This is a genomic window from uncultured Thermosynechococcus sp., from assembly GCF_938074695.1.
Lineage (GTDB): Bacteria > Cyanobacteriota > Cyanobacteriia > Thermosynechococcales > Thermosynechococcaceae > Thermosynechococcus.
The window spans coordinates 1-26169 of sequence record NZ_CALJEM010000018.1; the positions used below are offsets into that span (position 1 = coordinate 1).

Annotated in this window: 25 protein-coding genes; 11 read left to right on the plus strand and 14 right to left on the minus strand. The window is 53.2% G+C overall.

Going from position 1 to position 26169, the window contains the following annotated elements; all coding sequences use genetic code 11:
* Positions 1–250: 250 nt before the first annotated feature.
* Positions 251–1036: a 3',5'-cyclic-AMP phosphodiesterase gene (gene cpdA, locus Q0683_RS02315; protein ID WP_298612785.1), complete on the minus strand. Its 786-nt coding sequence runs from the start codon at positions 1034–1036 to the stop codon at positions 251–253.
* A 48-nt stretch (positions 1037–1084) separates the two neighbouring features.
* Positions 1085–2080 (minus strand): DMT family transporter, encoded by a 996-nt coding sequence (locus Q0683_RS02320; protein WP_298612783.1) that lies wholly within the window; start codon positions 2078–2080, stop codon positions 1085–1087.
* 161 nt (positions 2081–2241) lie between these two features.
* Here Q0683_RS02320 and Q0683_RS02325 point away from each other — a divergent pair, with 161 nt between their 5' ends.
* The 4 genes from Q0683_RS02325 to Q0683_RS02340 are packed head-to-tail and all read left to right on the plus strand — an operon-like array spanning position 2242 to position 7216.
* A complete protein-coding gene (locus tag Q0683_RS02325; RefSeq protein ID WP_298976114.1) occupies positions 2242–4137 on the plus strand; it encodes a hypothetical protein in 1896 nt (631 codons plus the stop codon).
* 60 nt (positions 4138–4197) lie between these two features.
* Complete coding sequence (locus Q0683_RS02330; RefSeq protein ID WP_298612776.1) at positions 4198–6006, plus strand: proline--tRNA ligase; 1809 nt, start codon at positions 4198–4200, stop codon at positions 6004–6006.
* Positions 6003–6632, plus strand: a complete 630-nt coding sequence (locus Q0683_RS02335; protein ID WP_298976116.1) for a class I SAM-dependent methyltransferase — start codon at positions 6003–6005, stop codon at positions 6630–6632. The genes Q0683_RS02330 and Q0683_RS02335 overlap by 4 nt, the downstream gene beginning before the upstream one ends.
* Positions 6632–7216 (plus strand): hypothetical protein, encoded by a 585-nt coding sequence (locus Q0683_RS02340; protein ID WP_298612770.1) that lies wholly within the window; start codon positions 6632–6634, stop codon positions 7214–7216. Before Q0683_RS02335 ends, Q0683_RS02340 begins: the two co-directional genes overlap by 1 nt.
* Here Q0683_RS02340 and murA read toward each other — a convergent pair.
* Positions 7172–8491: a UDP-N-acetylglucosamine 1-carboxyvinyltransferase gene (murA, locus tag Q0683_RS02345; RefSeq protein WP_298612767.1), complete on the minus strand. Its 1320-nt coding sequence runs from the start codon at positions 8489–8491 to the stop codon at positions 7172–7174. The two genes, Q0683_RS02340 and murA, sit on opposite strands and share 45 nt — an antisense overlap.
* A 95-nt stretch (positions 8492–8586) precedes the next feature.
* Here murA and Q0683_RS02350 point away from each other — a divergent pair, with 95 nt between their 5' ends.
* The 4 genes from Q0683_RS02350 to aroB all read left to right on the plus strand — a co-directional run bounded on the left by Q0683_RS02350 (position 8587) and on the right by aroB (position 14247).
* Positions 8587–9018 (plus strand): hypothetical protein, encoded by a 432-nt coding sequence (locus Q0683_RS02350; RefSeq protein ID WP_298612764.1) that lies wholly within the window; start codon positions 8587–8589, stop codon positions 9016–9018.
* 163 nt (positions 9019–9181) lie between these two features.
* Complete coding sequence (locus Q0683_RS02355) at positions 9182–11782, plus strand: glycogen/starch/alpha-glucan phosphorylase (protein ID WP_298612761.1); 2601 nt, start codon at positions 9182–9184, stop codon at positions 11780–11782.
* A gap of 56 nt (positions 11783–11838) precedes the next feature.
* Entirely contained in the window at positions 11839–13104 is a 1266-nt protein-coding gene (locus Q0683_RS02360; protein WP_298976119.1) for an AmpG family muropeptide MFS transporter, read from the plus strand.
* Between the two features lie 36 nt (positions 13105–13140).
* Positions 13141–14247, plus strand: a complete 1107-nt coding sequence (aroB, locus tag Q0683_RS02365; RefSeq protein ID WP_298976120.1) for a 3-dehydroquinate synthase — start codon at positions 13141–13143, stop codon at positions 14245–14247.
* On the opposite strand, the gene Q0683_RS02370 is transcribed toward aroB, so the two are convergent.
* Complete coding sequence (locus Q0683_RS02370) at positions 14244–14477, minus strand: hypothetical protein (RefSeq protein ID WP_298976122.1); 234 nt, start codon at positions 14475–14477, stop codon at positions 14244–14246. The two genes, aroB and Q0683_RS02370, sit on opposite strands and share 4 nt — an antisense overlap.
* Before the next feature lie 260 nt (positions 14478–14737).
* On the opposite strand from Q0683_RS02370, the gene Q0683_RS02375 reads away from it, so the two are divergent.
* Complete coding sequence (locus tag Q0683_RS02375) at positions 14738–15172, plus strand: hypothetical protein (RefSeq protein WP_298612750.1); 435 nt, start codon at positions 14738–14740, stop codon at positions 15170–15172.
* Here the strand turns inward: Q0683_RS02375 and nusB are convergent.
* The 9 genes from nusB to Q0683_RS02420 all read right to left on the minus strand — a co-directional run bounded on the left by nusB (position 15151) and on the right by Q0683_RS02420 (position 23772).
* Positions 15151–15789 (minus strand): transcription antitermination factor NusB, encoded by a 639-nt coding sequence (gene nusB, locus Q0683_RS02380; RefSeq protein ID WP_298612748.1) that lies wholly within the window; start codon positions 15787–15789, stop codon positions 15151–15153. The two genes, Q0683_RS02375 and nusB, sit on opposite strands and share 22 nt — an antisense overlap.
* 24 nt (positions 15790–15813) lie before the next feature.
* Positions 15814–16485 carry a DUF502 domain-containing protein gene (locus Q0683_RS02385; RefSeq protein WP_298976125.1) on the minus strand — a complete coding sequence of 224 codons (672 nt, stop codon included), beginning with the start codon at positions 16483–16485 and terminating at the stop codon, positions 15814–15816.
* A 33-nt stretch (positions 16486–16518) separates the two neighbouring features.
* Positions 16519–17628: a M48 family metallopeptidase gene (locus Q0683_RS02390; protein ID WP_298976127.1), complete on the minus strand. Its 1110-nt coding sequence runs from the start codon at positions 17626–17628 to the stop codon at positions 16519–16521.
* A gap of 43 nt (positions 17629–17671) precedes the next feature.
* Positions 17672–18793, minus strand: coding sequence for a molecular chaperone DnaJ (dnaJ, locus tag Q0683_RS02395; RefSeq protein ID WP_298612739.1), 1122 nt, complete (start codon positions 18791–18793; stop codon positions 17672–17674).
* Positions 18794–18810: 17 nt separating this feature from the next.
* On the minus strand, positions 18811–20766 hold the full coding sequence (gene dnaK / locus Q0683_RS02400; RefSeq protein WP_298976130.1) for a molecular chaperone DnaK: 1956 nt from the start codon (positions 20764–20766) through the stop codon (positions 18811–18813).
* Positions 20767–20939: 173 nt separating this feature from the next.
* Positions 20940–21479 (minus strand): DUF2854 domain-containing protein, encoded by a 540-nt coding sequence (locus Q0683_RS02405; RefSeq protein ID WP_298976132.1) that lies wholly within the window; start codon positions 21477–21479, stop codon positions 20940–20942.
* Positions 21480–21492: 13 nt separating this feature from the next.
* Complete coding sequence (locus Q0683_RS02410; RefSeq protein ID WP_298612732.1) at positions 21493–21984, minus strand: YajQ family cyclic di-GMP-binding protein; 492 nt, start codon at positions 21982–21984, stop codon at positions 21493–21495.
* A 2-nt stretch (positions 21985–21986) separates the two neighbouring features.
* Positions 21987–23273: an ABC transporter substrate-binding protein gene (locus Q0683_RS02415; protein ID WP_298976135.1), complete on the minus strand. Its 1287-nt coding sequence runs from the start codon at positions 23271–23273 to the stop codon at positions 21987–21989.
* A 160-nt stretch (positions 23274–23433) separates the two neighbouring features.
* The gene (locus Q0683_RS02420) at positions 23434–23772 is read right to left on the minus strand and encodes a hypothetical protein (protein WP_298612727.1); all 339 of its coding nucleotides are present in this window, start codon (positions 23770–23772) and stop codon (positions 23434–23436) included.
* A 301-nt stretch (positions 23773–24073) separates the two neighbouring features.
* On the opposite strand from Q0683_RS02420, the gene petB reads away from it, so the two are divergent.
* Together petB and petD are read left to right on the plus strand one after the other, a co-directional pair.
* Complete coding sequence (petB, locus tag Q0683_RS02425; RefSeq protein ID WP_298612724.1) at positions 24074–24721, plus strand: cytochrome b6; 648 nt, start codon at positions 24074–24076, stop codon at positions 24719–24721.
* Between the two features lie 105 nt (positions 24722–24826).
* Entirely contained in the window at positions 24827–25312 is a 486-nt protein-coding gene (gene petD / locus Q0683_RS02430; RefSeq protein ID WP_298612721.1) for a cytochrome b6-f complex subunit IV, read from the plus strand.
* Between the two features lie 56 nt (positions 25313–25368).
* Here petD and Q0683_RS02435 read toward each other — a convergent pair whose 3' ends face one another.
* The gene (locus Q0683_RS02435) at positions 25369–25899 is read right to left on the minus strand and encodes an NYN domain-containing protein (protein WP_298612717.1); all 531 of its coding nucleotides are present in this window, start codon (positions 25897–25899) and stop codon (positions 25369–25371) included.
* Between the last annotated feature and the right edge of the window lie 270 nt (positions 25900–26169).

Below are 26169 nucleotides of genomic sequence, written 5' to 3' on the forward strand. Positions count from 1 at the left end.
TACCACGAGCGCTTTCACCGGAGCCGCCCTGGCAGCTCAGGACGGGAGTGTCTCATGTGCTATGGAACGAGGCTATTTTAACATTTTGCCCTTCAATCTAGTAGATCAGGCTACCACCCCATCCGAGAAATGTCCACCCTCAAAAGCTGCAAGCTGTATGATCCCAGATAACAACAGGGGTGATTTGCTCTCTGGCGGGCTGGTTGTTCATGACACAGCCTTTATTAGCGCCACTTAAATTGAATCGGTACTAATATCCTTTGGCGCTAAAGTCCAATGTGAGGGGAATCTCTACCCGCTCAATGTGGGTGCGAAATGTGCCATCGGCGTATAACCACAGATGACGAAAACCCGGGCCAATGGGTTCAAGGGAAAATTCAGGGGCGCGAGGCAAAAACTGGATACAGGTGGAAGGACAACCCAGATACGTTACCCCTTGCCGCTCTATGGCAAATTCCTGATGGATGTGACCAAAGAGAACAAGTTTTACCTGCGGATGGCGATCGAGAACGGCAAACAGATGCTCAGGGTTCTGTAGGCGGCTACTGTCGAGCCAAGGGGCACCGGTCTTAAAGGGGGGATGGTGCAGAGCAATGAATGTGGGGCGATCGCCGGTGCGACTCAAGGTCTCCTCTAGCCAATTTAGAATCTCAGGACTCAATTCACCATGAACTTTACCATCTGCTTGGGAGCTGAGGAGCAGGCCTTGCCAAGTGCCAAGGGTAACCTGGCGATCGCCCCTCAGCGGCGGACGTTCAAGGGCTGGCAGCATTGCCCTTGGTTCATCATGATTGCCGGGAATCCAATATACAGGACAGGTGAAGTCCCCAAAGGCAGTGGCCAAACGGCCGTAGGTGGTGGCAACGGGTTCCTGGGCCAAGTCTCCCGTCAGCAGAAGGGCATTGGGAAAATGAGGGCGAATTGCGTCTAAAACAGCAGCTAGGGACTGAGCTGTGGGCAGACCAAGGAGTCTGCCTTCCTCTGTGGCAAATAAATGTAAATCTGATAGCTGGATCAGGTGAATGGGTTGATTCATAAACTTGCTGGGGGCTGGTAACGCTGCGGCTCGGATACTCAAGCTATTTCATTTATCAACCACCTTAACGCTGACAGCCGTTGCCGATTCACGCAAGCGAGTGGGTAAGGGGAGTTTTTGCCACCACCGCCCAAGAGCTTGGCGCTGATTGATCATGTAAATGCTCATGAGGGTCAACCCCACTCCCACCAACTGAATTGGACTCAGGGTTTCGCCCAAAATCCAATGGCCAAAGGTGAGGGCAAAGACTGGTGTGAGAAACGTCAGGGCACTGAGACTGGTGAGGTTCCCCTTGGCAGCGAAATAGAAAAAGACACCGTAGGACAGCGCACTGCCAAAGAGGGTCGCATAGCCAAGATTGAGTACATCGACCCAGTGTAGGGTTGTCCAAGGGGCGGGAGTATTGAGACTCGGCCAGAGCAATAGGGGTAGCCCCCCCAAGACCATGTGCCAGCCTGTAGCCACCACGGGATCCGCATAGCGTGCCAAGGGACGCATGAGAATTGTCCCCACCGCCATCGAGAGGGCAGCCAATAGCATCCACAGTTCACCCCGCTGCCCCCACTGTCCCCAGGGAATCCCTTGCCATGCGCTCGGTTCATGGAGCAAAGTCAATAGATCATCGCCTAGACCAATGCCACTAATGCCCAGTAAGCCAAGAAGTAGCCCCAGCCAACCCCAACCACCCACTCGCTCTTGATACAGCCAGCGAGACAGCAACGCCACCGCCAAGGGTTGGGAGTCAATCATGACAGACCCCAAGCCTGCCCCCGTTTTGGATAAGCCTGTGGCCAGAAACCCCTGAAATAAAAAACCATCCACAAGGGCAAATAGACTAATCCATCCCCAGGCCCGCAAACGATTGGGTTGGGGTTTACCAAGGGCGATCGCCACTGCTAAAACCAGAAGACCTGCGGGCACAAGGCGCACACCGGCAACCCACAGCGGCGAGGTGTGGGGCATCACCTCTTTCATCGCCACCATGGCAGTGCCCCAAAAGAAAAAGGGAGAGATTAAAATCAAACGTTGCCAGAGTGCGGTCACAGGCGCTGCAAAATCAGGAGAAATGTTAAGGATTATTGCGATTCGTATCCTTAAATTATAATCCTGCCGTGGAAAACGGCAACTTGAGGAGGGAATTGCCAAGTTGATTTGCTATAACAAGTTCTAACGACTTCCCTAGCCTCCTAAGGGAACTCCAGGCAGTGGGTGAGGAGCCGCAGCAGGAAATGAAAGTACTAGAGGTTTGGCAACGGTGGTGCCGGCGGTTTCCTAAGTCAGGGGAGCTGGCGATCGCCCCTAGGGGGACAACGGCCCCTGAATCCCTGCCCGCCCGTTGGCAAACTTACTGCCAACGACTTATGGCATATGAGGGGTGGCCTTGGCTCATCCCCTTTTTAATCTCCGGGGCAACCCTGATGACTGCCACTGTTTGGCTATTGGTTTTACCCCCCTTGCCCGATTGTCGTCACCCCGGCCTGATCATGAGCGATGGCGATCGCCTCTACTGTGCCGATCAAGCCGCCCTCCACGGCAACTTACCCTCTCTTGCTCACGCAATTGAAACCGTCAGTCAATGGCCGGAAGATCACCCCCTCTTTCCCCAAGCTAAGCGGCGTGTGGACGAGTGGTCAGCTGCCCTATTGGTGATTGCCCGTCAACAGTTGAGCCAAGGCAATATTGACCTAGCCACCCTGCTTTTGAAAAAGATCCCCACCATGGCAGCGGGCTACTCCCAAGCCCAAGAGCTACTGACCGCAACCAACGCGGGAGAAGGGGGGAACTTATTGGCCACGGCCGAGGCGGCGCTGCGCCAGCAGGATTGGGGATTGGCATTACTGCAGGTGAAGTTGATGAACCAACTGGGCACCGATTATTGGCGCGAACAGGCACAAAAGCTCTTAGTGCGCATCTCCCAAGAACAGGATGCGTGGGTACAACTGGTGCAGGCACGGGATTTGGCGGCTTGGTTAACGGCCAATGAACTAGCAGAGGCGGTGATGCTGGCCCTAAAAATTCCCCCCCAGGCGGTTGTCTATTCCCAAGCCCAGGCGGATATTCGCCGTTGGATTCCCGAAGTGTTTACCTATGCAGAGGAACGCTTGGCGGCAGGCGATCGCGAGGGCGCCTTAGCCCTTATCGAGAAAATTGCCCCAGCTCTCGATGTTTCCTACCACAATCGCCCGATTGTGATCTTGGGTCAGGCCAAAGCGCTTGCAGCCAAGGGCACAGTTTTGGGCTACTGGGAGGCGATCGCCCGTGGGCAGCAAATTCCCAGCACCGATCCATTCTATGGAGCAGCTCAAACTTACCTCAAGACATGGCAGCAACAGTTACGTAACCAGCAGCATCTTCAGTGGGCGTCGTGGCTTGCTAGTTCCCGCCTACGCTGGGGGTATGCATTGGCTATTGCTCAAGCTCGACAGGTGCCCCTTGGTCAGCCAGAACGGGGTCAAGCCCAGGGTTTAATTGCTCTTTGGCAGCGGGATCTGCGCACAATTGATGAACAACCCCTGCTCCATGGAGCCATTGCCCTTGCCCAGCAGAAGGAGTATCGAGCCGCCTTGACAGTTTTGAACCACTTCCCGCCTAATGCCGTGTTAGCCAGAGTTGTTGCTAACTACCGTGACGATTGGCAAGCCAAACTAGAAGAAATCGAGGATCGTCCCATTTTGGATCGAGCCATTCGTTTGGCACAGCAAGGCAAACTTGAGGAAGCCATCCAAACCGCTGAGCAAATTGGTCGCGATCGCGCCCTCTACCGTGAAGCCTTGAATAAAATTTGGCAATGGGATTACGAACTGAGCCTGCGTCAACGGCAGCAAGTGCCCCCCCCAACCCCCTGGTGGGAAAGCGCCCCCCCTGCCCCCAAACGTCCCTTTGAACGCGCCGCCGAGCCAGAATCAATTTCCCCAGCAACACCGACGCCAGAGGTCACCACCCCTGCACCCACACCGGCAGCCTCTTCCACATCTACGCCAACCCCTGAGACCACGATTGCTCCCGCCAGTCCTTCACCAACCCCCGAAGCCACTGCTGTCCCTATGCCGATACCTGTTCAACCCCCTCTAGCGGAACCTGCACCAACGGCTACCCCTTAGCGATCGCTGGTCATCGTAAATCGTAAAATAGAGGCTCTGTGCAGTATCGGTAGCCCAGCTATGCGCCTCTCGCAAATGCTTTTTGTTACGCTCCGCGATGATCCGGCGGAAGCAGAAATTCCCAGCCACAAACTATTGCTGCGGGCAGGATACATTCGACGGATTGCCAGTGGCATCTATAGCTACCTGCCCTTGATGTGGCGAGTGCTGCAAAAAGTCAGCGCCATTGTCCGTGAGGAAATGAACCGCACGGGTGCCTTGGAATGTTTGCTGCCGCAGTTGCAACCCGCTGAGCTGTGGCAAGAGTCTGGGCGCTGGGATACCTATACCAAGGCTGAGGGGATTATGTTTTCCTTGACGGATCGTAGCCAGCGACAGCTAGGACTGGGCCCTACCCATGAAGAGGTCATCACCACCCTTGCCAAGGACTTAATCCGCTCCTATCGGCAGTTGCCCGTTCACCTATACCAGATCCAAACAAAATTCCGCGATGAGATTCGACCGCGATTTGGGCTAATGCGGGGACGCGAATTCATTATGAAGGATGGCTACTCCTTCCATGCTGATGTGGCCAGCCTCAAGGAGACCTATCAGGTAATGTACGACACCTACAGCCGGATTCTCCACCGCTGTGGCCTGACCTTTCGCGTCGTAGAGGCAGATTCGGGTGCGATTGGCGGTTCAGCCTCCCATGAGTTTATGGTACTGGCCGCTAGCGGCGAGGATGAGGTGCTCTATACAGCTGACGGTCAATACGCTGCCAATGTGGAAAAGGCGGTGTCCCTGCCTCCAGATCCGCTGCCTACAACTTACAAAAAGGTGACAACGCTGGAGACTCCCAATGCGGCAACCATTGATGCCCTCGTTGAACAGTTGCAGTGCCATCCCAGCCAAATTGTGAAAAATGTCCTCTATCGAGCGGTTTTTGATAACGGCCGGGTTGGTCTGGTGTTGGTGAGTATTCGCGGCGATCAAGAGGTGAACAGCGTCAAGTTGCACAACACTCTCACTTCCCTTGCCCCCAATTACGGCGCAACAAAATTGCTGGATCTGCGGCTGGCGGAGGCCGATACGGCCCAAGAGTGGGCAGCAACTCCCATTCCCTTTGGTTACATTGGCCCCGATCTAGAGGATGCCGTTATTAAAGCCGATCCCCAAATTATTCCGCGGTGGATTCGCATTGCCGATCACAGTGTAACGGAGTTGCAGCGATTTATTACGGGAGCCAATCGCGATCAGCAGCATCGGGTGGGGGTGAACTGGGGCAAAGCCTGTCCCCTGCCGGCAATTGTGGCGGATGTGCGCAAAGCCCAAGCGGGCGATCGCGCCTGTCACGATCCCAACCAGTACCTAGAAAGTGCGCGGGGGATTGAAATTGGTCATATTTTTCAATTGGGCACCAAGTATTCTCAGGCAATGCAGGCCACCTACACCAATGAACAGGGGGAAAATGTGCCGCTGGTCATGGGTTGCTATGGTATTGGGGTTTCCCGCTTGGCACAGGCGGCGGTGGAGCAGCACCACGACGCCCAAGGGATTATTTGGCCGTTGGCGATCGCCCCCTATCAAGTGATCATTGTCGTGCCCAACATTGAGGACAGCCAGCAACTGCAGGTGGCCACTGACCTCTACGAACGGCTTCAAGCAGCAGGCATTGAGGTGCTCCTCGACGATCGCGATGAACGGGCAGGGGTGAAATTCAAAGATGCGGATTTGATTGGCATTCCCTACCGACTGGTAACGGGGCGGGCGATCGCCAATGGGGAAGTGGAACTGGTGATTCGCGCAACAGGGGAGAAAATCAACCTCCCCTTAACCGAGGTGGTTCGTTATCTTAAGAAGGAGATCACTCAGCAGTTGGCCCAATGATTCTCAATCCCCAACAGCGCACAAAATTAGATAGTCGTAGCGATGATCTCTTCTATGCGCTGCCCCGCTTTGTGACCCACGTGGATGATTTCTTTCTGGCGCGTCTGACGGATCTCTACCGCCAGTACCTGCAGCCGCAGATGCGGGTCTTGGATCTCATGAGTAGCTGGGTCTCCCATCTGCCGCCAGAGGTTTCTTTTAAGGAAGTGGTGGGTCATGGGATGAATGCAGCGGAGTTAGCCCGTAACCCGCGACTGGATCGTTACTTTGTGCAAGACTTAAATAAAGAACTGGCTTTGCCCCTAGAGGATGCCAGCTTTGATGCCGTACTAATCGCAGTGTCTGTACAGTATCTGCAATACCCAGAGGCCATCTTCACAGAAATTGCCCGTATCCTTCAGCCCCAAGGCATCGTTATTGTCAGCTTCTCGAATCGGATGTTTTTTGAAAAGGCAATTCAGGCTTGGCGAGACGCAACCGAGGGCGATCGCGTACAGCTAGTGCAAGCCTACATTAACAGCATTCCCGCCCTGAAGGTGATTGACACCCATCTACCCTCCCCTTGGTCTTGGTTGGGCTTCGGCGATCCCTTTTACGCCGTCGTTGGTCAAAAGCAATCAGTCTGATGGTCAGAGGTGGAGTCTATGAGCAGTTTCGCGGTGCTCTGCTAGGACTCCTATGGGGCGTGGCTCAGGAGGAGGCTAATCTAGCACAAACCCTGCCGCAGCAATGGCTGCTCCGCAACCAAGGGAATTGGTGCCTACAGCTTCCCCAACTGCTAGCCTCCTGGGATCAACCCCTGGTGTCGGTGGCAAAGGAGTTGCAGGACATCCAAACCCTGCTCCATGAATACCTAGACGCCGCCTGGGCAGCTGAACCTTTATCTGTTCCCGCCGAAAGAGGGGAGATTCTCCGCTACGCCTTGGCGATCGCCCCTTGGGATTTAGAATTAGCTCATCAAATTGTCAGCCGACAGCAACCGAGCGCCGGTCTTCTTTTAAGCTGTCTTTTTGGGGCCTATTGGGGGGCATTGGCCTTACCCCTTAGCGCTTGGCAGCATTGGACCCCCACCGTGGCCGAAGTTCTGGGAAATGTGATGGCTCAATGGACAGGGGGCATCGGCAACGAACTCCCGCTTGCTCCCAAGGCTGGGCTAAAAAAAAGACTAAAAAACCAGAGAAGTGGCTGCACTTGGTACACAGCGTTCTAACCGTGCGCCCAACCCCCGCAACTTGGCTTCGATTTGCCAGTAGCCGCGATCCAAATGCTGTAAGCCATAGACATGGGTTTCTCCGTGAGCCGCCAGTCCGGCAACCACCAAAGCCGCTGTGGCGCGTAAATCGGTACCCGTCACGGGTGCACCGGAAAGATGGGGGACTCCCCGAATCACGGCGTGATTGCCCTTGACGCGGATATCAGCACCCATGCGATTCAGCTCAGCCACATGGCCAAAGCGATTTTCAAACACCGTTTCGCTGACTAAACTATTTCCTTCACTGATGGCCAGCAACGTCATCATTAGAGCTTGCATATCCGTGGGAAAGCCGGGGTAGGGGAGCGTTTCAATGTCCGTGGCACGGTAGCGCTGGGCAGGGGTAAAGCGCACACGGGTGGGATCGGGAAATTCAACCGTCGCTCCTATTTCTGCGAGTTTGGCAATGACGGGAGTTAGGTGACCGGGAATCACGGGTGCAAGGGTAATGGCCGAGCGAGTCACCGCAGCCGCCAGAAGAAAGGTACCGGCCTCGATGCGATCGGGAATAATTTCATATTCGGTGCCGTGGAGGCGATCAACCCCCACAATCGTGATTGAATTGGTGCCTGCGCCGTAGATTTTTGCCCCCATGGCGATACAAAAGTTCGCCAAATCCACCACTTCCGGTTCTTGGGCGGCATTTTCAATCGTGGTTTCCCCCTCGGCAAGGGTGGCGGCCATCATCAGGGTTTCCGTTGCGCCGACACTCGGATAGTCCAAATAAATTCGCGTTCCCTTGAGTTTGGCGGCACTGGCGGTGACAACACCGTGATCGATCGTCACTTCGGCACCCATTGCCTGCAGACCACGCACATGCAGTTCCACCGGACGGGCACCAATGGCGCACCCTCCCGGCAAGGGGACGCGGGCAACACCCAACCGTGCCACCAGAGGGCCGATGGTAAAGAAACTCGCCCGCAATTGGCTGACCAAGCTGTAGGGGGGATCATTGGCATTTAAGTCCGTGGCATCTATGGCGATCGCTTCACTACCGAGGCGTTGTACCTTCACCCCCAGTGCTTGTAAAATTTCCGCTAGGCGGCGAATATCAGCTAAGTCAGGTACTGCTCGAAGAATAGTTGTGTCGGCCGCTAAGAGTGCCCCTGCCATTAACACCAGGGCTGAATTCTTGGCTCCACTAATCCTCACCTCGCCCGATAACCGATAGCCCCCCTGAATCTTGAGGTGTGCCTGTTCTGTGGTCAGCGGTATTGCGGTCGAGGTTAGCATTTTTCACTCTCACAGCCAAAAGAATTCCAAGCGATTATAGCCGATCAGTGCGAATTTTATGCAAAGATGAATCCTGTGAATGACTTAGTTATTTGATGGAACACCAAAATCTCAGCGACTTACTGCGGCAAGAGGTTGCCAAGCAGAGTCAAACCGCTGGCAAGCGGAGTCGTCAGCAGCCCACTAAAGCGGAACTTGCGCAAGAAGTGGCGACCCTCAAGGCAGCGTTGGCAGCCGCAGAAGCTGAGAAAACTGCTCAGAACATCCAGATAGAGCAATTGCAACAGGAAGTGCAAACGTGGCGCGATCGCGCCCAAGCTCTCGACACAGCGCTTCAGGAACTCCGCGCTCGCCATCGGGCGCTAGAAGCCGAATTTGAAGAGGCCAAACAAGTCATTCGTCAACTGAGTGCACCTCAGCCCTACCGTTTTGAGGATGTGGGATTTAAGCCCCTTGTCAATGAAATTCCTACCCCCAATCCCAACGCTTCTCACCTTGGGGATGCGGAAATTGGTTGGTTTGATTAGGGATTGTCCAAAAGCTAAGGGCATACTTTGAGAAGATTAAAAAAATGTAAAGGAAGATAAATCAATTATTAAAATTCCCGCAGCAGTAGTCTAATGTACATTTCACAAATCTGTATTAGCCTTAAGTTAAATTATTTCCGATTCCTTCAGAGTCACAGGTTGCATGAATAATTCCGCCCCTCCGAACAGTCATCCTGTTAATTCAGTTTCCCACCCTAACCCTGCTGCCAACGACGACCACTGCGATCTGTATATCGAGAGCGATCGCACAGGGATGACCGTCCAAACCCTGAAGCGCGCTTTTGTTGATAATCTCCACTACATCCAGGGCAAGGATGCCATGTTTGCTACGCCCTACGATTACTTCATGGCCCTTGCCTACACCGTGCGCGATCGCCTGCTACATCGGCGGATTAAAACCGCCCAAACCTATTTTGAGCAGGATGCCAAGGTGGTCTATTACCTATCGGCGGAGTTTCTCATTGGTCGCTTGCTCTTAAATAACCTGATTAACGTCGGCCTCTACGAACAAGCCAAACAGGCGATGGCCGACTTTGGCCTTGACCTTAACGAACTGATGGAGCGCGAACCGGAGCCGGGGTTGGGCAATGGTGGTTTAGGGCGCTTGGCCGCCTGTTTCCTCGACTCTTTAGCAACTCTGGAAATTCCCGCTGTCGGCTACGGCATTCGCTACGAGTTTGGGATTTTTGAGCAAATTATCACCAATGGCTGGCAGCACGAAGTGCCCGACAACTGGCTGCGCTTTGGTAACCCCTGGGAGATTGCCCGCCCTGATTACAACGTCGAGGTGAAGTTTGGCGGCCACACCGAAGCCTACACCGATGCCCAAGGGCACTACCGCGTGCGCTGGGTTCCTAGCACCACAGTGTTTGGTACCCCCTACGACACGCCGATTCCCGGCTATGGCAAAAACACCGTCAACACGCTTCGCCTCTGGAGCGCCCGCGCCGCCCAAGACTTTAACCTTCAGGTCTTTAACGCCGGCGACTATACCCAAGCCGTTGCTGAAAAAACCTTTAGCGAGAATATTTCTAAGGTACTTTACCCCAATGACAATACCCCCCAAGGCAAAGAGCTGCGCCTGCGACAACAGTATTTCTTTGTCTCTTGCTCCTTGCAGGACATTATCCGTCTCTACCTGCGCCGTCACACCCATTTTGATGCGTTCCCCGACAAGGTGGCCATTCAGCTCAACGATACGCATCCGGCCATTGGCGTAGCTGAGCTAATGCGGCTGTTGGTGGATGAGTACCAACTGGGTTGGGAAAAGGCCTGGGACATTACTCAACGCACCTTTGCCTATACCAACCACACCCTCCTACCAGAAGCCCTCGAACGCTGGTCTGTGGAACTCTTTGCTCAACTGCTGCCGCGCCACCTAGAAATCATTTACGAGATTAACTACCGCTTCCTGAACGAGATTCGCCTGCGCTACCCCGGTAACACCGCACGCTTGGCACGCATGTCTTTGATTGAGGAAGGGCATCCCAAGCAGGTGCGCATGGCGCACTTGGCCTGTGTCGGCAGCCATACGGTGAATGGCGTGGCAGAACTGCACACGGAGCTAATCAAGCAGGAGCTGATGCGGGACTTCTATGAGATGTACCCCAACAAGTTCCAAAACAAGACCAATGGCATTACTCCCCGCCGTTGGCTGTTGATGAGCAATCCGCGCTTGGCCAGTTTGATTACCGAAACGCTGAAGAGCGATCGCTGGATTACCCACTTAGAAGATCTACGAGGCCTAGAACCCTACGCTACCGATCCCGCCTTTCAAGCCAAGTGGCAGCAAATTAAACAAGCCAATAAAGAGCGCTTGGCGGAGTATATCTGGCGCAAAAATCAAATCGAAGTCGATCCCTATTCCCTCTTTGACATTCAAATTAAGCGCATCCACGAGTATAAGCGGCAGCATTTAGCGGTGCTCCACATCATTACGCTCTACGAGCAACTCAAAGCCAATCCCCGCATGGACATTCAGCCGCGCACGTTTATTTTTGGCGGCAAGGCAGCCCCCGGTTATTTCATGGCCAAGATGATCATCAAGCTGATCAATTCTGTGGGCGATATGGTCAACCACGACAGTGATGTGAATGGCCGCCTCAAAGTGGTATTCCTGAGCAACTACTCTGTTTCCCTTGGAGAGATGGTCTATCCCGCTGCCGATCTTTCGGAGCAAATCTCCACCGCTGGGAAAGAGGCCTCCGGCACCGGAAATATGAAGTTTGCCCTCAACGGGGCACTGACCATTGGGACACTGGACGGCGCGAATGTGGAAATTCGCCAAGAGGTGGGGGCAGAGAACTTCTTCCTCTTTGGTCTGACAGCTCAAGAGGTGATGAGCCTAAAAGCTGAGGGCTACAATCCCCGTGAGTACTACAACAGCAACCCAATGCTGAAAAAAGTGATTGATACGCTCATTTCTGATTACTTCAATCCACGGGAGCCGGGCTTGTTTGGACCGATTGTCAATTCCCTTCTCAATGAGGATCAGTACATGCTTCTGGCGGACTATCAGTCCTATGTGGAGTGCCAACAGCGGGCTGCTCAAGCCTTCCGCGACAAGACCCGCTGGACCCAGATGTCCATCCTCAATGTGGCGCGCATGGGCAAGTTCTCTAGCGATCGCACGATTGCCGAGTACTGCAAAGACATCTGGCACGTCAAACCCGTTCCCGTTTCCTTGGATGCCTGTCGGCCTGCTTTTCGCCCCAGTCGCATTAGTCAAGCCAGTAGTCTTTAGGTTGCTGCCCCTTTTGCTCTACACTAGGGCAAGTCTTAAGCAGGGGAACAGAATGAATGGCGAGAATCGGCACAGCCCTACGGGTTTTTCAAAGTCGCAAAATGGCGGCACTGCTTTTGTTGGGCTTTTCGTCGGGATTGCCGCTGTTTCTCACCGGTCGAACACTGCAGGCTTGGATGACCGTTGAGGGCATTGACTTAACTGCCATTGGCCTGTTTAGCCTCGTGGGGTTGCCCTACTCGCTGAAGTTTCTCTGGTCACCGTTGCTGGATCGCTATGCGATCCCCTTTTTAGGACGGCGGCGGGGCTGGTTACTGCTGATTCAAGTGCTCCTCTTGGGAGCGATCGCCCTCATGGCGGTACAGGATCCGAGTAGAAGCCTGCGGCTGCTGGCGGTCAATGCCTTGGCCATTGCCTTCTTGAGTGCTAGTCAAGATATTGCCGTGGATGCCTATCGTGCCGATGTTCTAGACCCCCTGGAAATGGGGGCGGGTGCAGGGGTTTACGTCCTTGGCTATCGCATTGCGCTCTTGGTTACGGGTTCCCTAGCCCTAATCCTAGCCGATCAACTGCCCTGGCCGGTGGTTTACGTCCTCATGGCATTGCTGATGTTGGTGGGCATTATCACCACGCTGTGGGCGCCGGAACCGGCCCTGCATCTCCCTGTCCCCCACTCTTTGGCTGAAGCGGTCATTCAACCCTTCCTTGATTTTTTCCGGCGTTACGGTTGGGGAACTGGACTGGTGATTTTACTCTTTATCTGTCTTTACCGCTTAGGAGATGCCCTCACAGGTAATATGATGACCCCCTTCCTATTGCAGCAGGGCTTTAGCCAAACCCAAATTGGAGCAGTACAGGGGGGGGTGGGGCTGATGGCCACGATTTTTGGTGCTCTTGCCGGGGGGGCGGCCATCAGTCAAATCGGGATTCACCGTGCCCTCTGGATCATGGGGGGGCTACAAGCCTCCAGCAATGTCTCCTATTTTGTCTTGGCCAATGCCGGTGCCAATCCCACGGTGATGGTGGCGGCCATTAGTATTGATAATTTCTGTGCGGGGCTGGCGATCGCGGCTTTGACCGCCCTTTTAATGAGCCTTTGCAACCCGCAATTTAGTGCCACGCAGTATGCCCTCCTCTCCAGTCTGTTTGCCTTTAGTCGGGATGTCTTAGCAGCCCCTGCGGGGAAAGTCGTAGAGATTATGGGGTGGCCGCTCTTTTTTCTCTTTACGATCGCGGCTGCCTTACCTGCACTGCTCCTGCTGCCCTTTTTTGCCCCTTGGCGAGCAAAGCCAGCGTTTCCTCGTCCCGGTAGTGATACTTAAGAAGACCTAGAGAAAATACTTTCAGAAACCTCAACTATGACGACCCTAATTCCTGTTCCCCTGGGTGAGCACTCCTATAACATTGCCATTGGCGCGAATACACGGCAGCAGTTACCTACCCTGTTGTCCGAATATACCCTCTTGACCCCCAAAGCTCCCGCCCTTATCGTTTCCAATCCGCAAATTTGGCGGCACTACGGCGCGGATGTCCAGAATGCCCTTGTCGAAAGCGGCTGGCAGGTTACCCCCTGTATCCTACCGGCGGGAGAACGCTACAAAACCCTAAGAAGTGTTGAAAAGATTTACGATGCTGCTCTGAGTCAGCGGTTAGAGCGGGGTTCCACCCTCTTTGCCCTTGGCGGCGGCGTCATTGGGGATATGACCGGCTTTGCAGCAGCAACGTGGCTACGCGGTATTGCTGTAGTGCAGATTCCCACCAGTCTCTTGGCGATGGTGGATGCCGCCATTGGCGGGAAAACAGGGGTGAACCATCCCCAAGGCAAAAATCTCATTGGGGCTTTTCATCAACCCCGTCTTGTGGTCATTGATCCCGAGGTCTTAGCTACGCTCCCCCCTAGGGAATTCCGTGCCGGCATGGCCGAGGTGATTAAGTACGGTGTGATTTGGGATGCAGTGCTTTTTAATTTGTTAGGTCAATTGCCGCGTCTAGATCGCATGAGTGCCCTACCTTCTGAGTCGTTGATCCAAATCCTGCAACGTTCTTGCCAAGCCAAGGTGGATGTGGTGACTAAAGATGAGCGCGAAGCTGGCCTGCGTGCCATTTTGAATTACGGGCATACGATCGGCCATGCCCTTGAGAGGATGGGTAACTATCGTCTTTTGAATCACGGCGAGGCAGTTGCTATTGGCATGATTGCTGCCGGGGAACTGGCGGTGGCCTTGGGGTATTGGTCAGTTGAAGAGGCCGCTGCCCAACGGGCATTGATTCTCAAAGCAAAACTGCCAACAACGATCCCCCCTCACTTTGACATAGAGGGACTCTTAGCACTCCTAAAGCATGACAAGAAGGTACAGGCCCAGAAGGTACGCTTTATTCTCCCCACCGCTATCGGCCAGGGGGAAATCGCAGATCACGTCCCGCCAGAATTGATTCGCGAGACACTCCAGCGCCTGCAAGCTTAGCTAGGGGAGGTGCTGTCTAGGAGGCTTTTTTTGCTGGCTTTTAATTCTTTCCAAAGATTTTTGATTTGCTTGTAGGCTTCCTCTGGGGAGAGCTTACCACTGTTTTCAAGGCTAGAAATGTAGCTCACCCGCCTGGCAAATTCCTGCAGGTTGGCATCAAATAAAAAGTTTTCGGGGGTAAACTCACCGTGGTAACGGCTGTAGGGATGTAAAAATTCGTATTTATTCATTGCTTACCTATCCTCTTTCCTCAGGAATTAACCTATTCTTAACTTCATTTTAACTAATTTCCCCTGGGTTTCTGGAGCTGCTGTAACAAAATCGTGATCCTGCCGGTTAGGAAACGGGGGTTTGTTAACAACTATTAGCAAAAGATTAAGCATTATTAAGTTTGATTGATCAAATAAAGGAGACTTATCACACTACATAAGGGAAGCGTGATCCCTAGCGATCGCCGGATATAAATGCTGTTATTTGGGAATGTGGATAAATGATGCACGGACTGTCCTTAGCTCCCCGTTATCGCTTAGATGATGTTGATCCTTGGCTTTTGGGGATTGATCCCAGCCGTCATTACTGGCTGCAAGTTAATGGGAATCCCCGGCAGCGGGTAGCTATTCCGGGAGTCTGTGTTCAGAGTATCTCCGAACTGCGGGAGATCATGGAGGCGGTGCGATCGCTCCTACCGGGGCAGCAGTTGCAAATTCAGCGGGCGGCCACCTGTTTAGAAATTCACTGTGTGGCTGAAAATTTGCTGGCGATCGCCTACCCCGTTGAGGGTGCCCCGGTTTGGCATCTCTTTGATCGGGAAACTCTCGAAAGTTTAGTGATGAGTGCCCATCCTCACTGGCAATGTCGGTCTGAGGATGTGGAGCTGGGGCGGCAGCAGCTATGGCAGTCGTTTCAGTTACCCGTGGCCGCCTGAGCCGTGTCGAGGGCTTCACTGACTCGCCGCAGCACACCATTGACAAAGCGGTGGCTGCCTTCATCGCTGTAGCGTTTAGTCAGTTCAATGGCCTCGTTAATCGCCACTTGCTTCGCTACGTCAAGATAGCGCATTTCCGCTACGGCAATTTCAATAATCGTGCGATCCAACTGCGTGAGTCGCTCCAATTGCCAATCTACCATTGAGCGGTTCACCAAATCCTCAATCTCGGCTCGATACCGCTGCAAACAGCGCAGGAGGGCGATCGCGTAGGCTTGGACTTCGTCTTGGTGAGCAAAGTACAGAATCTCCGGCAGATCAAGGGCAGTGCCTATTTTATTCAAACCCTTTTCCGCCCGCCGGAGAGCCTCTTGGAGCACCACTTGAGCCTTTTCAAGGTGGGGCAACTGCAACTCACTGTGGCGAAGTAGGCGCTGACTGTCACTCAGTTCGGTGGCGGCCTGTTCGAGGGTATCGCGCACATCACTTGCCAGTGTCCGTACTGCCATCAGAATTAAGCTGCGGCAGTCACTTTCATCGAGCAGTTTCGGTTGGCGTAACACCTGAGCCGCACTGAGCAAAGCTAATTCACGGGCAACACGACGCGCAGTAATCATGGGTCAATCCTCAAAAAAGAGTTCTTAGGGCACCGAAGCAGTAGCCGGGGGCAGGGCTGAGGTGGGAACCGATCCCGGTGTTACAATTCCCCCGGAAATAATCAGCTTAAAGGCATCCTCGATCGAAATATCCAAGTCTCGCACATCCCGCTCACTGGCAATCACATACCAACCCGTCGTCGGGTTAGGGGAGGAGGGGATAAATAGACTCAGCATCGGTTCCGAGAACACCGTCTGCAATGAACCGTTAATTGTCCCAGTGACAAAAGCCACAGCCCATAGCCCCGGCCGCGGGTACTCCACCAACACCACACGGCGAAAGCGATCGCGCGAGTCCCGCAGAATGGTCTCTAGGAGTTGTTGCAGCACTTTATAGACACTCCCTGCCAAGGGAATGCGCTTGAGAAGGCTCTCACCTGTGTTCAACAGCCATTGCCCAAAGATATTGCGCGCCATCAAGCCAATCAGCAAGATGCCCGTTAGGGGCACAATAATCCCCACGGCCACATTGAGGAGATCCACCAACAGCGGGTGCCATGTTTTGAAAGGGTTTACTTGCTTAGGAATACGGGTGAGGAGATCCAACACCCAACTGGAGACGGAAATCGATAGCCAAATCGTCGTTGCCAGGGGAATCACCACCAGCAGACCGGCAATGAGATCATTCTTAATGGCTTGTTGGAGGCGGTGCAGCACAGATACTCGCACGAGCAGACTTCTGTTTCTAGCTTAGCGGTTGCTGCCACTGCGGGCACGATGAAAGGCTAAACTGCTGTAAAGCATGAAGGCGGCATCCCAAGGACTGTCTTCGCGGCGAAAAAGGTTGATGTGGGGAGGGATTTTGCTCAGGAGTTCCGTAAAGTCGAAAGCGGTTTCGGCGAAGCTGGTGAAGTCTTGCCATACGGGGCGATCGCCACAGTGCCGCTGCCAGAGACTCGACAACTGCCGCCACTTCACCCATGAGGTATTTTGATCCAACTCTAGATTGCTTTGGGTTACCTCCGCCACTTGATTCAGGGGAATTCCCTGGTGGAACTGGTAGCCGCCGCGATAAAAGCGCAGGATTTGATTTTGGCTCAGTAAGTGGAGATCACAGCACTGGGCATAATCTTGAATTTGTTCTTTGTGGGTCACTCGCCCTTGGCGATCGCGATCGAACACCTGCTCAAAAATCGGCAGCAACCCCTCCACTCGCTGGCTCACCTGTGACCAAGTAAACGTTAGCTCCACAGCTTCTGGTGATAACGAACTAGTACACACCACCCGCGGCTGTGGTTCCAAGGCCGTGAAATAACGCACCTGTAAGACAGGGGTGGCCGTCAACACCTCCAAGGGGACACAAAAGAGGCTAAACCCCTGCTGTTTCAGTTCTTGGCAATAGACAGTAAGTTCCGCAAAATTTCCCGTGCGGATCAAACGCCAGCCCCGCGATGGAATCAACAATCGCGCTGTGTAGGGATCCATCTTGAACATGGTGGCCAACAGTCGGGCAAGGGTTGTCCGCTGCTCAGGAGCAACCACCCCCTCCAAGACAAGAACTCCCTGCTGCTCTACTCCCACCACAGTATGGGTTTCTAGAATGGCCTGTTGTCGCTGCTGTTGGCGAAGTTGCTCAATTTTTTCAAGACCGCGCCGTGCCATTTGCGTCAGTTTGGGGCCACAGTTCAGCCGCAGTAATTGGCGAAAGTTTGACTCAGCCGCCTCAAGCTGCTCTGTCTTAAGATGGAGGTGCCCTCGGCACAGGAGCACCCGCGGGTCTTCGGGAGGCAAGGTTGCCAGCAGTTTTTCTGCCTGTTGGAAATTTCCTTGCTCTAGTGCTGTTAAGACCTCAGTCAGCATGGCCGGCGCCCCCAATGCTTTTTTCTATTTTAGGCAACGCCCCCTAACCACCAAATAAGCTGCCGAGGAACCCTTCTAAGCCGCCCTTGCCCATGCGCTCGCCACGAATTTTCGCCAATTTCTCCAGCAGCTCCCGTTCCTCATGGGTGATGTGGGTGGGAATTTCCACATCAACGGTAATCAGGTGATCGCCCCGCGCCACAGGATTGCCCACACGGGGCACGCCTCGCCCTTCTAGGACTAACACTGTACCGGGTTGGGTGCCGGCGGGAATTTTGAGTTCTACCTCTCCATCCACCGTGCTCACGGGAATTCGACAACCAAGAATCGCTTGCAGGTAGCTAATCTTAATCCGCGATAGGATATTGTTGCCTTCGCGCTGAAACTCCGGATCGGGTTCAACAAAAAGATAGACGTAGAGATCTCCGGGAGGACCGCCCCGCAAACCGGCATCCCCTTCCCCCGAAACCCGTAGCCGAGTGCCATTGTCCACTCCAGCAGGAATCGTGATTTTTAGCTTTTTGCTGACTTGGATATGGCCTTGCCCCCCGCAGGCTTCGCAGCGATCTTCAATCACGACGCCAGAACCACCACAGGTGGGACAGGTTGTGAGTTGTGTAAAACTCCCAAAGGGAGTTCGTGCCGATCGCCGCACCTGACCGATGCCCCCACAGGTTGGACAGGTCACAGGTCGTGTGCCGGGCTTCGCCCCAGTGCCTTGACAGGCCTTGCAGGTTTCCAAGTGGTTAATGCGAATTTCCTTTTCGCCGCCAAAGACCGCTTCGCGAAACTCCAGTTTCAGGTCATAGCGTAGATCTTCACCTCGCGTGGGGCCTTGCTGTCGCCGGCTGCTTGTGGCAAAGCCGCCAAAAAAGGTTTCAAAAATATCGGCGAAGCCCCCCATATCGCCAATGCCAAAATCACTAAAGCCAGTGGCTCCAACGCCACTAACCCCGGCTTCACCAAAGCGATCGTAGTTAGCCCGCGCTTGGGGATCGGAGAGCACCTCATAGGCACGGTTGATTTCCTTGAATTTTTCTTCAGCGCCCGGTTCTTTGTTGACATCGGGGTGATACTTGCGAGCCAAGCGCCGATAGGCTCGTTTCAATTCCTCAGCATCCGCAGAGCGGGAAACACCCAAGATCTCATAGAAATCACGAGCCATAGCTACCGTTACCTAAATTAATCAACTGCTTCATAGTCTGTAACAACTGTTTCTTCATTATCGCTGATGATTGTGGCGTTACTATCTAAAACTTGAGTCGCTTGGGAACTGATTGTGCCTCCATCCCTTGTTGGACTTGAGGTCATCATTGAACCACCCGCGGTTTGTTGATAAACCAGATTCCCCAACATCATCAAGGCCTGCTGCAGGTCTTCCATCCGCCGACGAATTTCCTCGGGGGTAATGTTGTCATCCACCATCGCCGCCTGCATCCTCTGAACCACCGGCTCAATGCGCGCCCGCAGATCAGGGGTTAATGCGATGCCGGAGTTTTTAAGGGTAGATTCATAACTGTATAGCAAAGCATCGGCTTGGTTGCGCAGTTCGGCAATTTCTCTTTTGATTTGGTCTGCCTGGGCGTAGATCAGGGCTTCTTGGCGCATGCGCTCAATTTCCATGCTGCTGAGGCCACCGCGATTGGTAATACGCACACTTTGCTGCCGACCGGTGGCGCGATCAACGGCAGACACACTCAAAATGCCATTGGCATCAATATCAAATGTAACATCAATTTGCGGTACGCCGCGGGGGGCAGGGGCAATGCCTGTGAGTTCAAAGCAGGCCAGTTGTTGATTGTCCTTGGCCATGGGACGCTCCCCTTGATAGACAGCAATTTCAACCACGGTTTGACCATCGGTGGCAGTGGAAAAAGTCTGGGTTTTGCTGGTGGGGAGGGTGGTGTTGCGTTCAATAATTTTCGTAAAGACACCCCCCAGGGTTTCAATACCCAAGGAAAGGGGCGTAACGTCTAAAAGCAGCAGATCCTTAACAGTTGTTTCCTTGCTGAGAATACCGCCTTGAATTGCCGCACCAATGGCAACTGCTTCATCGGGATTGACAGAACGATCGGGATTTTTGCCACAAAATTGCTTCACCAACTCTTGAATGGCGGGGATACGGGTGGAACCACCCACCAGCAATACCCGATCAATGTCCTGAACTGTGAGACCTGCATCCGCGATCGCCTGCTGCATGGGTTCAAGGGTAGCCTGCACTAAATGGGCAGAAAGTTCCTCAAACTTACGGCGGGTGAGTTCTATTTCAAGGTGCTTGGGTCCCGTTGCATCGGCAGTAATAAAGGGCAGGTTAATCGAAGTGCTCAGGGTGCCCGATAACTCCACTTTTGCTTTTTCAGCAGCCTCACGCAGGCGTTGCAGTGCCATTTTGTCCTTAGAAAGATCAATTCCTTCTTGCTCCTTGAAAGAGGCCAAGAGCCAATCGAGAATACACTCATCAAAGTTATCGCCCCCTAGGTGGTTATTGCCTGCGGTGGAGCGCACTTCAAAAACCCCATCGCCCAGTTGGAGAATGGAGACATCAAAGGTGCCACCCCCCAAGTCAAACACTAGGATGGTTTGATCTTGATCCTGCTTATCAATGCCGTAGGCTAGGGAGGCGGCGGTTGGCTCGTTGATAATGCGTAGCACCTCAAGGCCGGCGATCGCCCCCGCATCTTTGGTGGCTTGGCGCTGGGCATCACTAAAATAGGCGGGCACCGTAATCACCGCTTGGGTGACGGGTTCCCCCAAATAGGCTTCCGCATCCTGTTTGAGCTTTTGCAGGATCATGGCGGAAATTTCTTGGGGGGTATAGGTGCGATCGCGAATTTGCACATTGACCATGCCATCGCGACCCGGCACGCAGGTATAGGGTACACGGGCACGTTCTTCAGCAGTTTCCTCCCAGCGGCGGCCAATAAACCGCTTGATACTAAAAACCGTGTTTTCGGCATTGGTGACAGTTTGCCGCTTGGCGAGCTGACCCACCAACCGTTCACCCGATTTACCAAAAGCAACAATACTGGGGGTAGTGCGTCCGCCCTCAGCACTGGGGATCACGACGGGATTGCCCCCTTCTAGGACGGCCACACAACTGTTGGTGGTTCCAAGGTCAATGCCAATGACTTTACCCATAGCCCTAATTGCTCATGTCAAAGATGCGCTTTTATTTTTAAGAGCAGACTGGCCGCAAAAAGTCTGACTCTTTGGTTAGAATGCCGCAATCACGATGCTATCGTAACACCTGAATTTAGAGCAAAACGGTTTATCAATAATCTTAGGCAATTGGCACAGGGTTGACCACTGCTTTATTCGCGAATGAGCGCCACGGCCACACGGTCTTTTCCCTGATCAGTAATGGTTACCCGAATATTGGGGCCAAAGAACGTCTGCATCTTGGCTTGCTTTGATTGCCACACCTCAAGGGGAACTGCTGGGGAGTCAAACTCTAAAACTAGTGTATAAGCACCGTCTGTTAGGGTCTCGGCGATCGCCACCAACACAGGACGCTCGGCATCCGAGGGACTCAAGCCTAAACTGGCCAAGGTGCTATCCAGATGGGCTTCTTGACCATAACGATAGCGGCTGACATCCTTGCGGATTTGAGTTTGAATGGGTGTGGCTTGGGCACGGCCAGCGATCGCCTCCGCCGTGGGCGGTTCACGATAGGGTACCGGTTTAAGTTCTGCCGCCTTTAAGGCCAATCCGCCCAGCAGTAGGGGCACGCCGTAGAAAAATCCGGCCAGATTCAACGTGGCATTTCCTGTGGCATAGGCCACCGCCCCCACCACGGTCAGCAGTGAACCGACCATTAGCCCCAACGTCCCTAGCGATACAGACCCTAACATGACCCTGCAATTCCTAGCGGTAATTTGTAAATTGTAACGGCACAGGGTAATCCTCCGTTTTCAGGCGTTGGATCACAGCTTGCAGATCATCCTTGGACTTGGCACTGACGCGCACCACATCCCCTTGGATCGCGGCCTGTACCTTCTTAAATTCACTGCGGATGAGTTTGCTAATTTCCTTGGCCAATTCTGGATTGATGCCGCGCCGCAATTTAATGAACTGCTTGACCCGTTGACCGCCCGCTGCCTCCACAGGGCCATAGTCAAAAATTTTCAGAGACAACTGCCGCTTCGCCGCCTTTTGTTGCAGAATGGTATGCACTGAGTTAAGGGTAAATTCACTCTCAGTGTGAATCGTCAGTCCTTCCTTGGTCAATTCAAGGGTGGTGTGGGTATCCTTGAGGTCATAGCGGGCTTTAATCTCTCGCTCCGTTTGATCCACAGCATTGACCAGCTCCTGCCAGTCGAAATCACTCACAATATCAAAAGAAAACGTGCTTGCCATGCTTAGGGTGTTTGGGGATTCACTTGACCAACGATCTTTAATTTACCGTCATCGGTAACCTGCCAAATATCATAGATCCCAACAACATCGCCATTTTCATCTATATCCACGTTACCACTGGCTCCTTGGTAGTTGATTTCTTTCCCTTCTCGCAGGAGGGCTAGGGCTGTACACACATCATCCACCTCTTCGCCAGGCGGATTGGCCACATCGCGCACTTTGCTGCGAATCCCTTCCCCCGTATTCTGCCCTGCGGCCTGGGCAGCCAGAACCAATAGAGCGGCGGCATCCCAAGTCTGAGCGCCAAAGGCAGGGAGATCACCGCCTTTTTGGGTGCGCCACAGTTCCTGTAGGCGGCTTAGGGCTTTGCCATTGGCACCGGGGACTGTTCCCTTAGCGCCAGCAATAATGTATTTGCCATCGGCGGTACGCCCCACCTGCTCCGGAAAACTTTCGGACTTCACACCATCGGTGAGGAGAATGGCCACGTTCTGGGTCAGACCTTGCTCAAAGGCGGACTTCAGTAGGAGACTTCCTGTTTCGGGGTACACAATGGCCACCACGGCATCGGGTTTACCCCCAAAGGCAGCTGCGGCTTCGGTTGTAAAGGTCGTTGCCCGCTCATCATAACGGGTAGGGCGATCCTCATTAATGACTGTCCCGCCCAAGGCTTTGAAGGCACGAGTAAATTCCTGCTCAAAGCTACGGCCATAGTCGTTGTTGATCACCACCGTGGCCACCCGCTGATACCCCTCTTTTTTGGCCAGTTGGGCAAGGGCTTGGGCTTGGTAATTGTCAGGGGGAGCGGTGCGTGCCCAATAGCCGTTAAAGTCCCCTTTCTTGGCGCGTTCTGTCAGGAGGGTACTGGTGCTACCGGGGGAAATGAGCATGACGCGACCCCGCGTGGCAATATCTGCGGCGGCATTGGAGACACTGCTGCCAAAGGAGCCAACAACGCCCGCGACGCGGTCAATCTCCACCAACTTGGTCATGGCTTCAGCGCCGGCAGCAGGATTGGATTGATCATCGGCCGCAATGAGCGTGACAGGTTTGCCGTTGACACCGCCACAGGCATTTACCGTTTCCACCAGCAGGGGCACCACTTCAGCAATGGGGGTTCCCACCGAGGCCAAATCACCCGTTGAGGGCAATAGGGAGCCAATGCGCAGTCCTTCAGCGGTTGGGGCAGTGGTGGTAGTGTCCGCCTCGCAGGCACCAACAGTAAAGAGAAGGAGTAACCCTGCAAAAATCTTTACGGCTGCCCATCCACTCGACGACTGTTGACCCATAGGAATTTACCCTCAACCCTCACAATTTGCCAGAATGCTACTGCAACTGGGGACATCTTGCAATCCGCGGAGACGATGGCTTAGCCCAAAAAAAGGAGCCAGATGCGGCACTCCGCCATCAACAGCCCCTTTGTATCCAATGCTCTGTGGATTAATTTTCCTAGGTAGAGGGACGAACTTGCCGCGCCATATCCAAGAATGCAGCCATATTGGCACCTGGCCGACGACGGGCAAAACGGGTGTAGGGAACACTGGGGGCGACAGGGGTAGGTGTGGGTTCTGCCGGAGCTGTAAGGATGGGCGTGGGTGCTGCGGCAACGGGCTGAGCGGGTTGAGGAGCAGGTTCCGCCGCTTTAGTAGGGGTTGCCGGTGTAGCAGGGACAGCTTTGCCTTCGTCTAATTCAATGTAGAATTCGCCCTTTTTGCCCAAACCAAAGAGTTTCGCGATCGCCCCGAATAGGCCGAAAATAGCACCAAAGAGTTTCTTCAGCAGATTCATCTCAAAGCCTCCCAAGCGGTCTTGTGAGTAAGGGAATGTGAGGATACAGCCCCAAGTGGCAATTCTGAAGCTGTTGAGACTTTATTATCGAACGGTGGGGGGCACCAATCAACCTGAGAATGGCTGTGCAGCCCTTGTCTATAAGTATGGGATCTATCAAGGGGAGATCAACCTCTGCGTTTTCCCGTTTTCAGGGCGTGCCTCCATGGGAAAAGGACTCTAACTCAATGTGGAAAGTCTGAGGGCGCTTGTGTTACATTTTTCAAAGAAAGCAGCGGTTTCGCAGGACTAATCATTACCTATGAGCAAAGTTTACGACTGGTTTGAGGAACGCCTGGAAATTCAGGCGATCGCCGATGACATTACCAGCAAATATGTACCACCCCATGTAAACATTTTTTACTGTCTAGGTGGTATCACTCTCACCTGTTTTTTAATCCAATTTGCCACGGGCTTTGCCATGACGTTTTACTACAAACCCACCGTGGCTGAAGCCTTTGCCTCTGTGCAGTACATCATGAATGAAGTCAGCTTTGGCTGGTTGATCCGCTCTATTCACAAGTGGTCCGCCAGCATGATGGTGTTGATGATGATTCTGCACGTCTTTCGCGTCTATCTCACCGGTGGCTTCAAGAAACCCCGCGAACTCACTTGGGTAACGGGTGTGGTTTTGGCGGTGATTACCGTCAGTTTTGGTGTCACGGGCTACTCCCTGCCTTGGGATCAAGTGGGCTATTGGGCGGTCAAAATTGTTTCCGGTATCCCTGCGGCGATTCCCGTGGTGGGCGATCAACTGGTGGAACTAATACGTGGGGGTGAAAGTGTTGGTCAAGCAACCCTCACTCGCTTCTATAGCTTGCACACCTTTGTGCTGCCCTGGTCAATCGCCGTCTTTATGCTGATGCACTTCCTGATGATTCGCAAACAGGGCATTTCGGGTCCCCTGTAAGCTTAGCATCAAGAAATGTAACAGAGCCTGCTATTTTCGGCGGTTCCACTTGTTATGCTCCAGATAATCTCCCCCTTGCTGAACCTCTAGGAGAACGATTGATTTATGGCAAAAGTTTTGAAAAAGCCTGATTTAACGAATCCGGCGCTGCGGGCAAAACTGAAGAAAGGCATGGGTCACAACTACTACGGCGAACCTGCTTGGCCCAATGACCTGCTCTATATCTTCCCGGTGGTAATTATGGGCACGATCGCCCTTGTGGTTGGTCTGGCGGTGATGGATCCTGCCATGGTCGGTGAACCGGCGGATCCCTTTGCCACCCCCTTGGAAATTTTGCCGGAGTGGTACCTCTATCCCACCTTCCAGATTTTCCGGGTAGTGCCCAACAAGCTGCTGGGCGTCCTCATAAATGCCTCGATTCCCTTGGGCTTGATGCTAATTCCTTTCATTGAAAGCGTCAACAAGTTTCAAAATCCCTTCCGCCGTCCGGTAGCCATGACGGTCTTCCTCTTTGGCACATTGGTGACGCTGTGGCTGGGTATTGGTGCTACTCTTCCTTTGGATAAGTCCCTAACCCTAGGTCTGTTCTAGGAATTTTAGACAACACTTCAGTTACTTGCGCATCTGGCGATCGCTGGATGCGCTTTTTAGTTGGCGTTTTGCAGGTCAATTTTTTCAATAAAGGGGCGAATCTCATTGAGATCAATGTAGCGATCGGTGGCATTGCGCAGTTCACGGGCAATCATTCCTTCGGTGGAAACAACCGTGATGTGGGTATTTTTGGAGCGCAAGAGTTCAATCGCCCGCTCAAAATCACCATCGCCACTAAAAAGAACGACGCGATCGTACTGGCCGACCGTGTTAAACATATCAATCACGATTTCAATATCTAAATTAGCCTTTTGATAATACTTGCCGAGGGTTTCATCGTAATATTCTTTCAACAGTTTTGTGCGCACGGTATAACCAAGGTTGATCAAGGCATCGCGAAACGAGCGTTGATCTTGGGTATCTTTGATACCGGTATACCAAAAAGCATTGACCAATACGATGTTGGGATCGCGGGTGAAGAATTCAAGAACACGACGGGGATCGAAAAACCAGCCGTTTTTTTGCTGGGCATAGAACATGTTATTCCCATCGATGAAAATTGAGAGTCGTTCTTGATGGGGAAGCATAATAGGGAGAACCTATAGATGACTTGTGTAATGGGACAACAATGAATAGCGGTTGGAGTTGTCTGCAGGTTGTATAGATTCTATAGAGTAAAGTTTATAGCCATTCAGGGTAGTAAAGAAGAAACTACTGCATAGAAAGAGGTCAAAGGTAATAGGCACAGCGATCGCAAATAATAAGTGAAATAAAGCTGGCCTAATAGTTCAATGGGAACACTTTTAAGAAAAGAAAAATTTGTTAACGCATTATTTAACACTGCAATCTATTTTAAT

What these genes read in the sequence shown, in the direction of transcription:
- cpdA (WP_298612785.1), bottom strand. Translation starts at nt 1,036, where the DNA reads ATGAATCAACCCATTCACCTGATCCAGCTATCAGATTTACATTTATTT.
- Q0683_RS02330 (WP_298612776.1), top strand. Translation starts at nt 4,198, where the DNA reads ATGCGCCTCTCGCAAATGCTTTTTGTTACGCTCCGCGATGATCCGGCG.
- Q0683_RS02335 (WP_298976116.1), top strand. Translation starts at nt 6,003, where the DNA reads ATGATTCTCAATCCCCAACAGCGCACAAAATTAGATAGTCGTAGCGAT.
- Q0683_RS02340 (WP_298612770.1), top strand. Translation starts at nt 6,632, where the DNA reads ATGGTCAGAGGTGGAGTCTATGAGCAGTTTCGCGGTGCTCTGCTAGGA.
- murA (WP_298612767.1), bottom strand. Translation starts at nt 8,491, where the DNA reads ATGCTAACCTCGACCGCAATACCGCTGACCACAGAACAGGCACACCTC.
- Q0683_RS02350 (WP_298612764.1), top strand. Translation starts at nt 8,587, where the DNA reads ATGGAACACCAAAATCTCAGCGACTTACTGCGGCAAGAGGTTGCCAAG.
- Q0683_RS02355 (WP_298612761.1), top strand. Translation starts at nt 9,182, where the DNA reads ATGAATAATTCCGCCCCTCCGAACAGTCATCCTGTTAATTCAGTTTCC.
- Q0683_RS02360 (WP_298976119.1), top strand. Translation starts at nt 11,839, where the DNA reads ATGGCGAGAATCGGCACAGCCCTACGGGTTTTTCAAAGTCGCAAAATG.
- aroB (WP_298976120.1), top strand. Translation starts at nt 13,141, where the DNA reads ATGACGACCCTAATTCCTGTTCCCCTGGGTGAGCACTCCTATAACATT.
- Q0683_RS02370 (WP_298976122.1), bottom strand. Translation starts at nt 14,477, where the DNA reads ATGAATAAATACGAATTTTTACATCCCTACAGCCGTTACCACGGTGAG.
- Q0683_RS02375 (WP_298612750.1), top strand. Translation starts at nt 14,738, where the DNA reads ATGATGCACGGACTGTCCTTAGCTCCCCGTTATCGCTTAGATGATGTT.
- nusB (WP_298612748.1), bottom strand. Translation starts at nt 15,789, where the DNA reads ATGATTACTGCGCGTCGTGTTGCCCGTGAATTAGCTTTGCTCAGTGCG.
- Q0683_RS02390 (WP_298976127.1), bottom strand. Translation starts at nt 17,628, where the DNA reads ATGCTGACTGAGGTCTTAACAGCACTAGAGCAAGGAAATTTCCAACAG.
- dnaJ (WP_298612739.1), bottom strand. Translation starts at nt 18,793, where the DNA reads ATGGCTCGTGATTTCTATGAGATCTTGGGTGTTTCCCGCTCTGCGGAT.
- dnaK (WP_298976130.1), bottom strand. Translation starts at nt 20,766, where the DNA reads ATGGGTAAAGTCATTGGCATTGACCTTGGAACCACCAACAGTTGTGTG.
- Q0683_RS02405 (WP_298976132.1), bottom strand. Translation starts at nt 21,479, where the DNA reads ATGTTAGGGTCTGTATCGCTAGGGACGTTGGGGCTAATGGTCGGTTCA.
- Q0683_RS02410 (WP_298612732.1), bottom strand. Translation starts at nt 21,984, where the DNA reads ATGGCAAGCACGTTTTCTTTTGATATTGTGAGTGATTTCGACTGGCAG.
- Q0683_RS02415 (WP_298976135.1), bottom strand. Translation starts at nt 23,273, where the DNA reads ATGGGTCAACAGTCGTCGAGTGGATGGGCAGCCGTAAAGATTTTTGCA.
- Q0683_RS02420 (WP_298612727.1), bottom strand. Translation starts at nt 23,772, where the DNA reads ATGAATCTGCTGAAGAAACTCTTTGGTGCTATTTTCGGCCTATTCGGG.
- petB (WP_298612724.1), top strand. Translation starts at nt 24,074, where the DNA reads ATGAGCAAAGTTTACGACTGGTTTGAGGAACGCCTGGAAATTCAGGCG.
- petD (WP_298612721.1), top strand. Translation starts at nt 24,827, where the DNA reads ATGGCAAAAGTTTTGAAAAAGCCTGATTTAACGAATCCGGCGCTGCGG.
- Q0683_RS02435 (WP_298612717.1), bottom strand. Translation starts at nt 25,899, where the DNA reads ATGCTTCCCCATCAAGAACGACTCTCAATTTTCATCGATGGGAATAAC.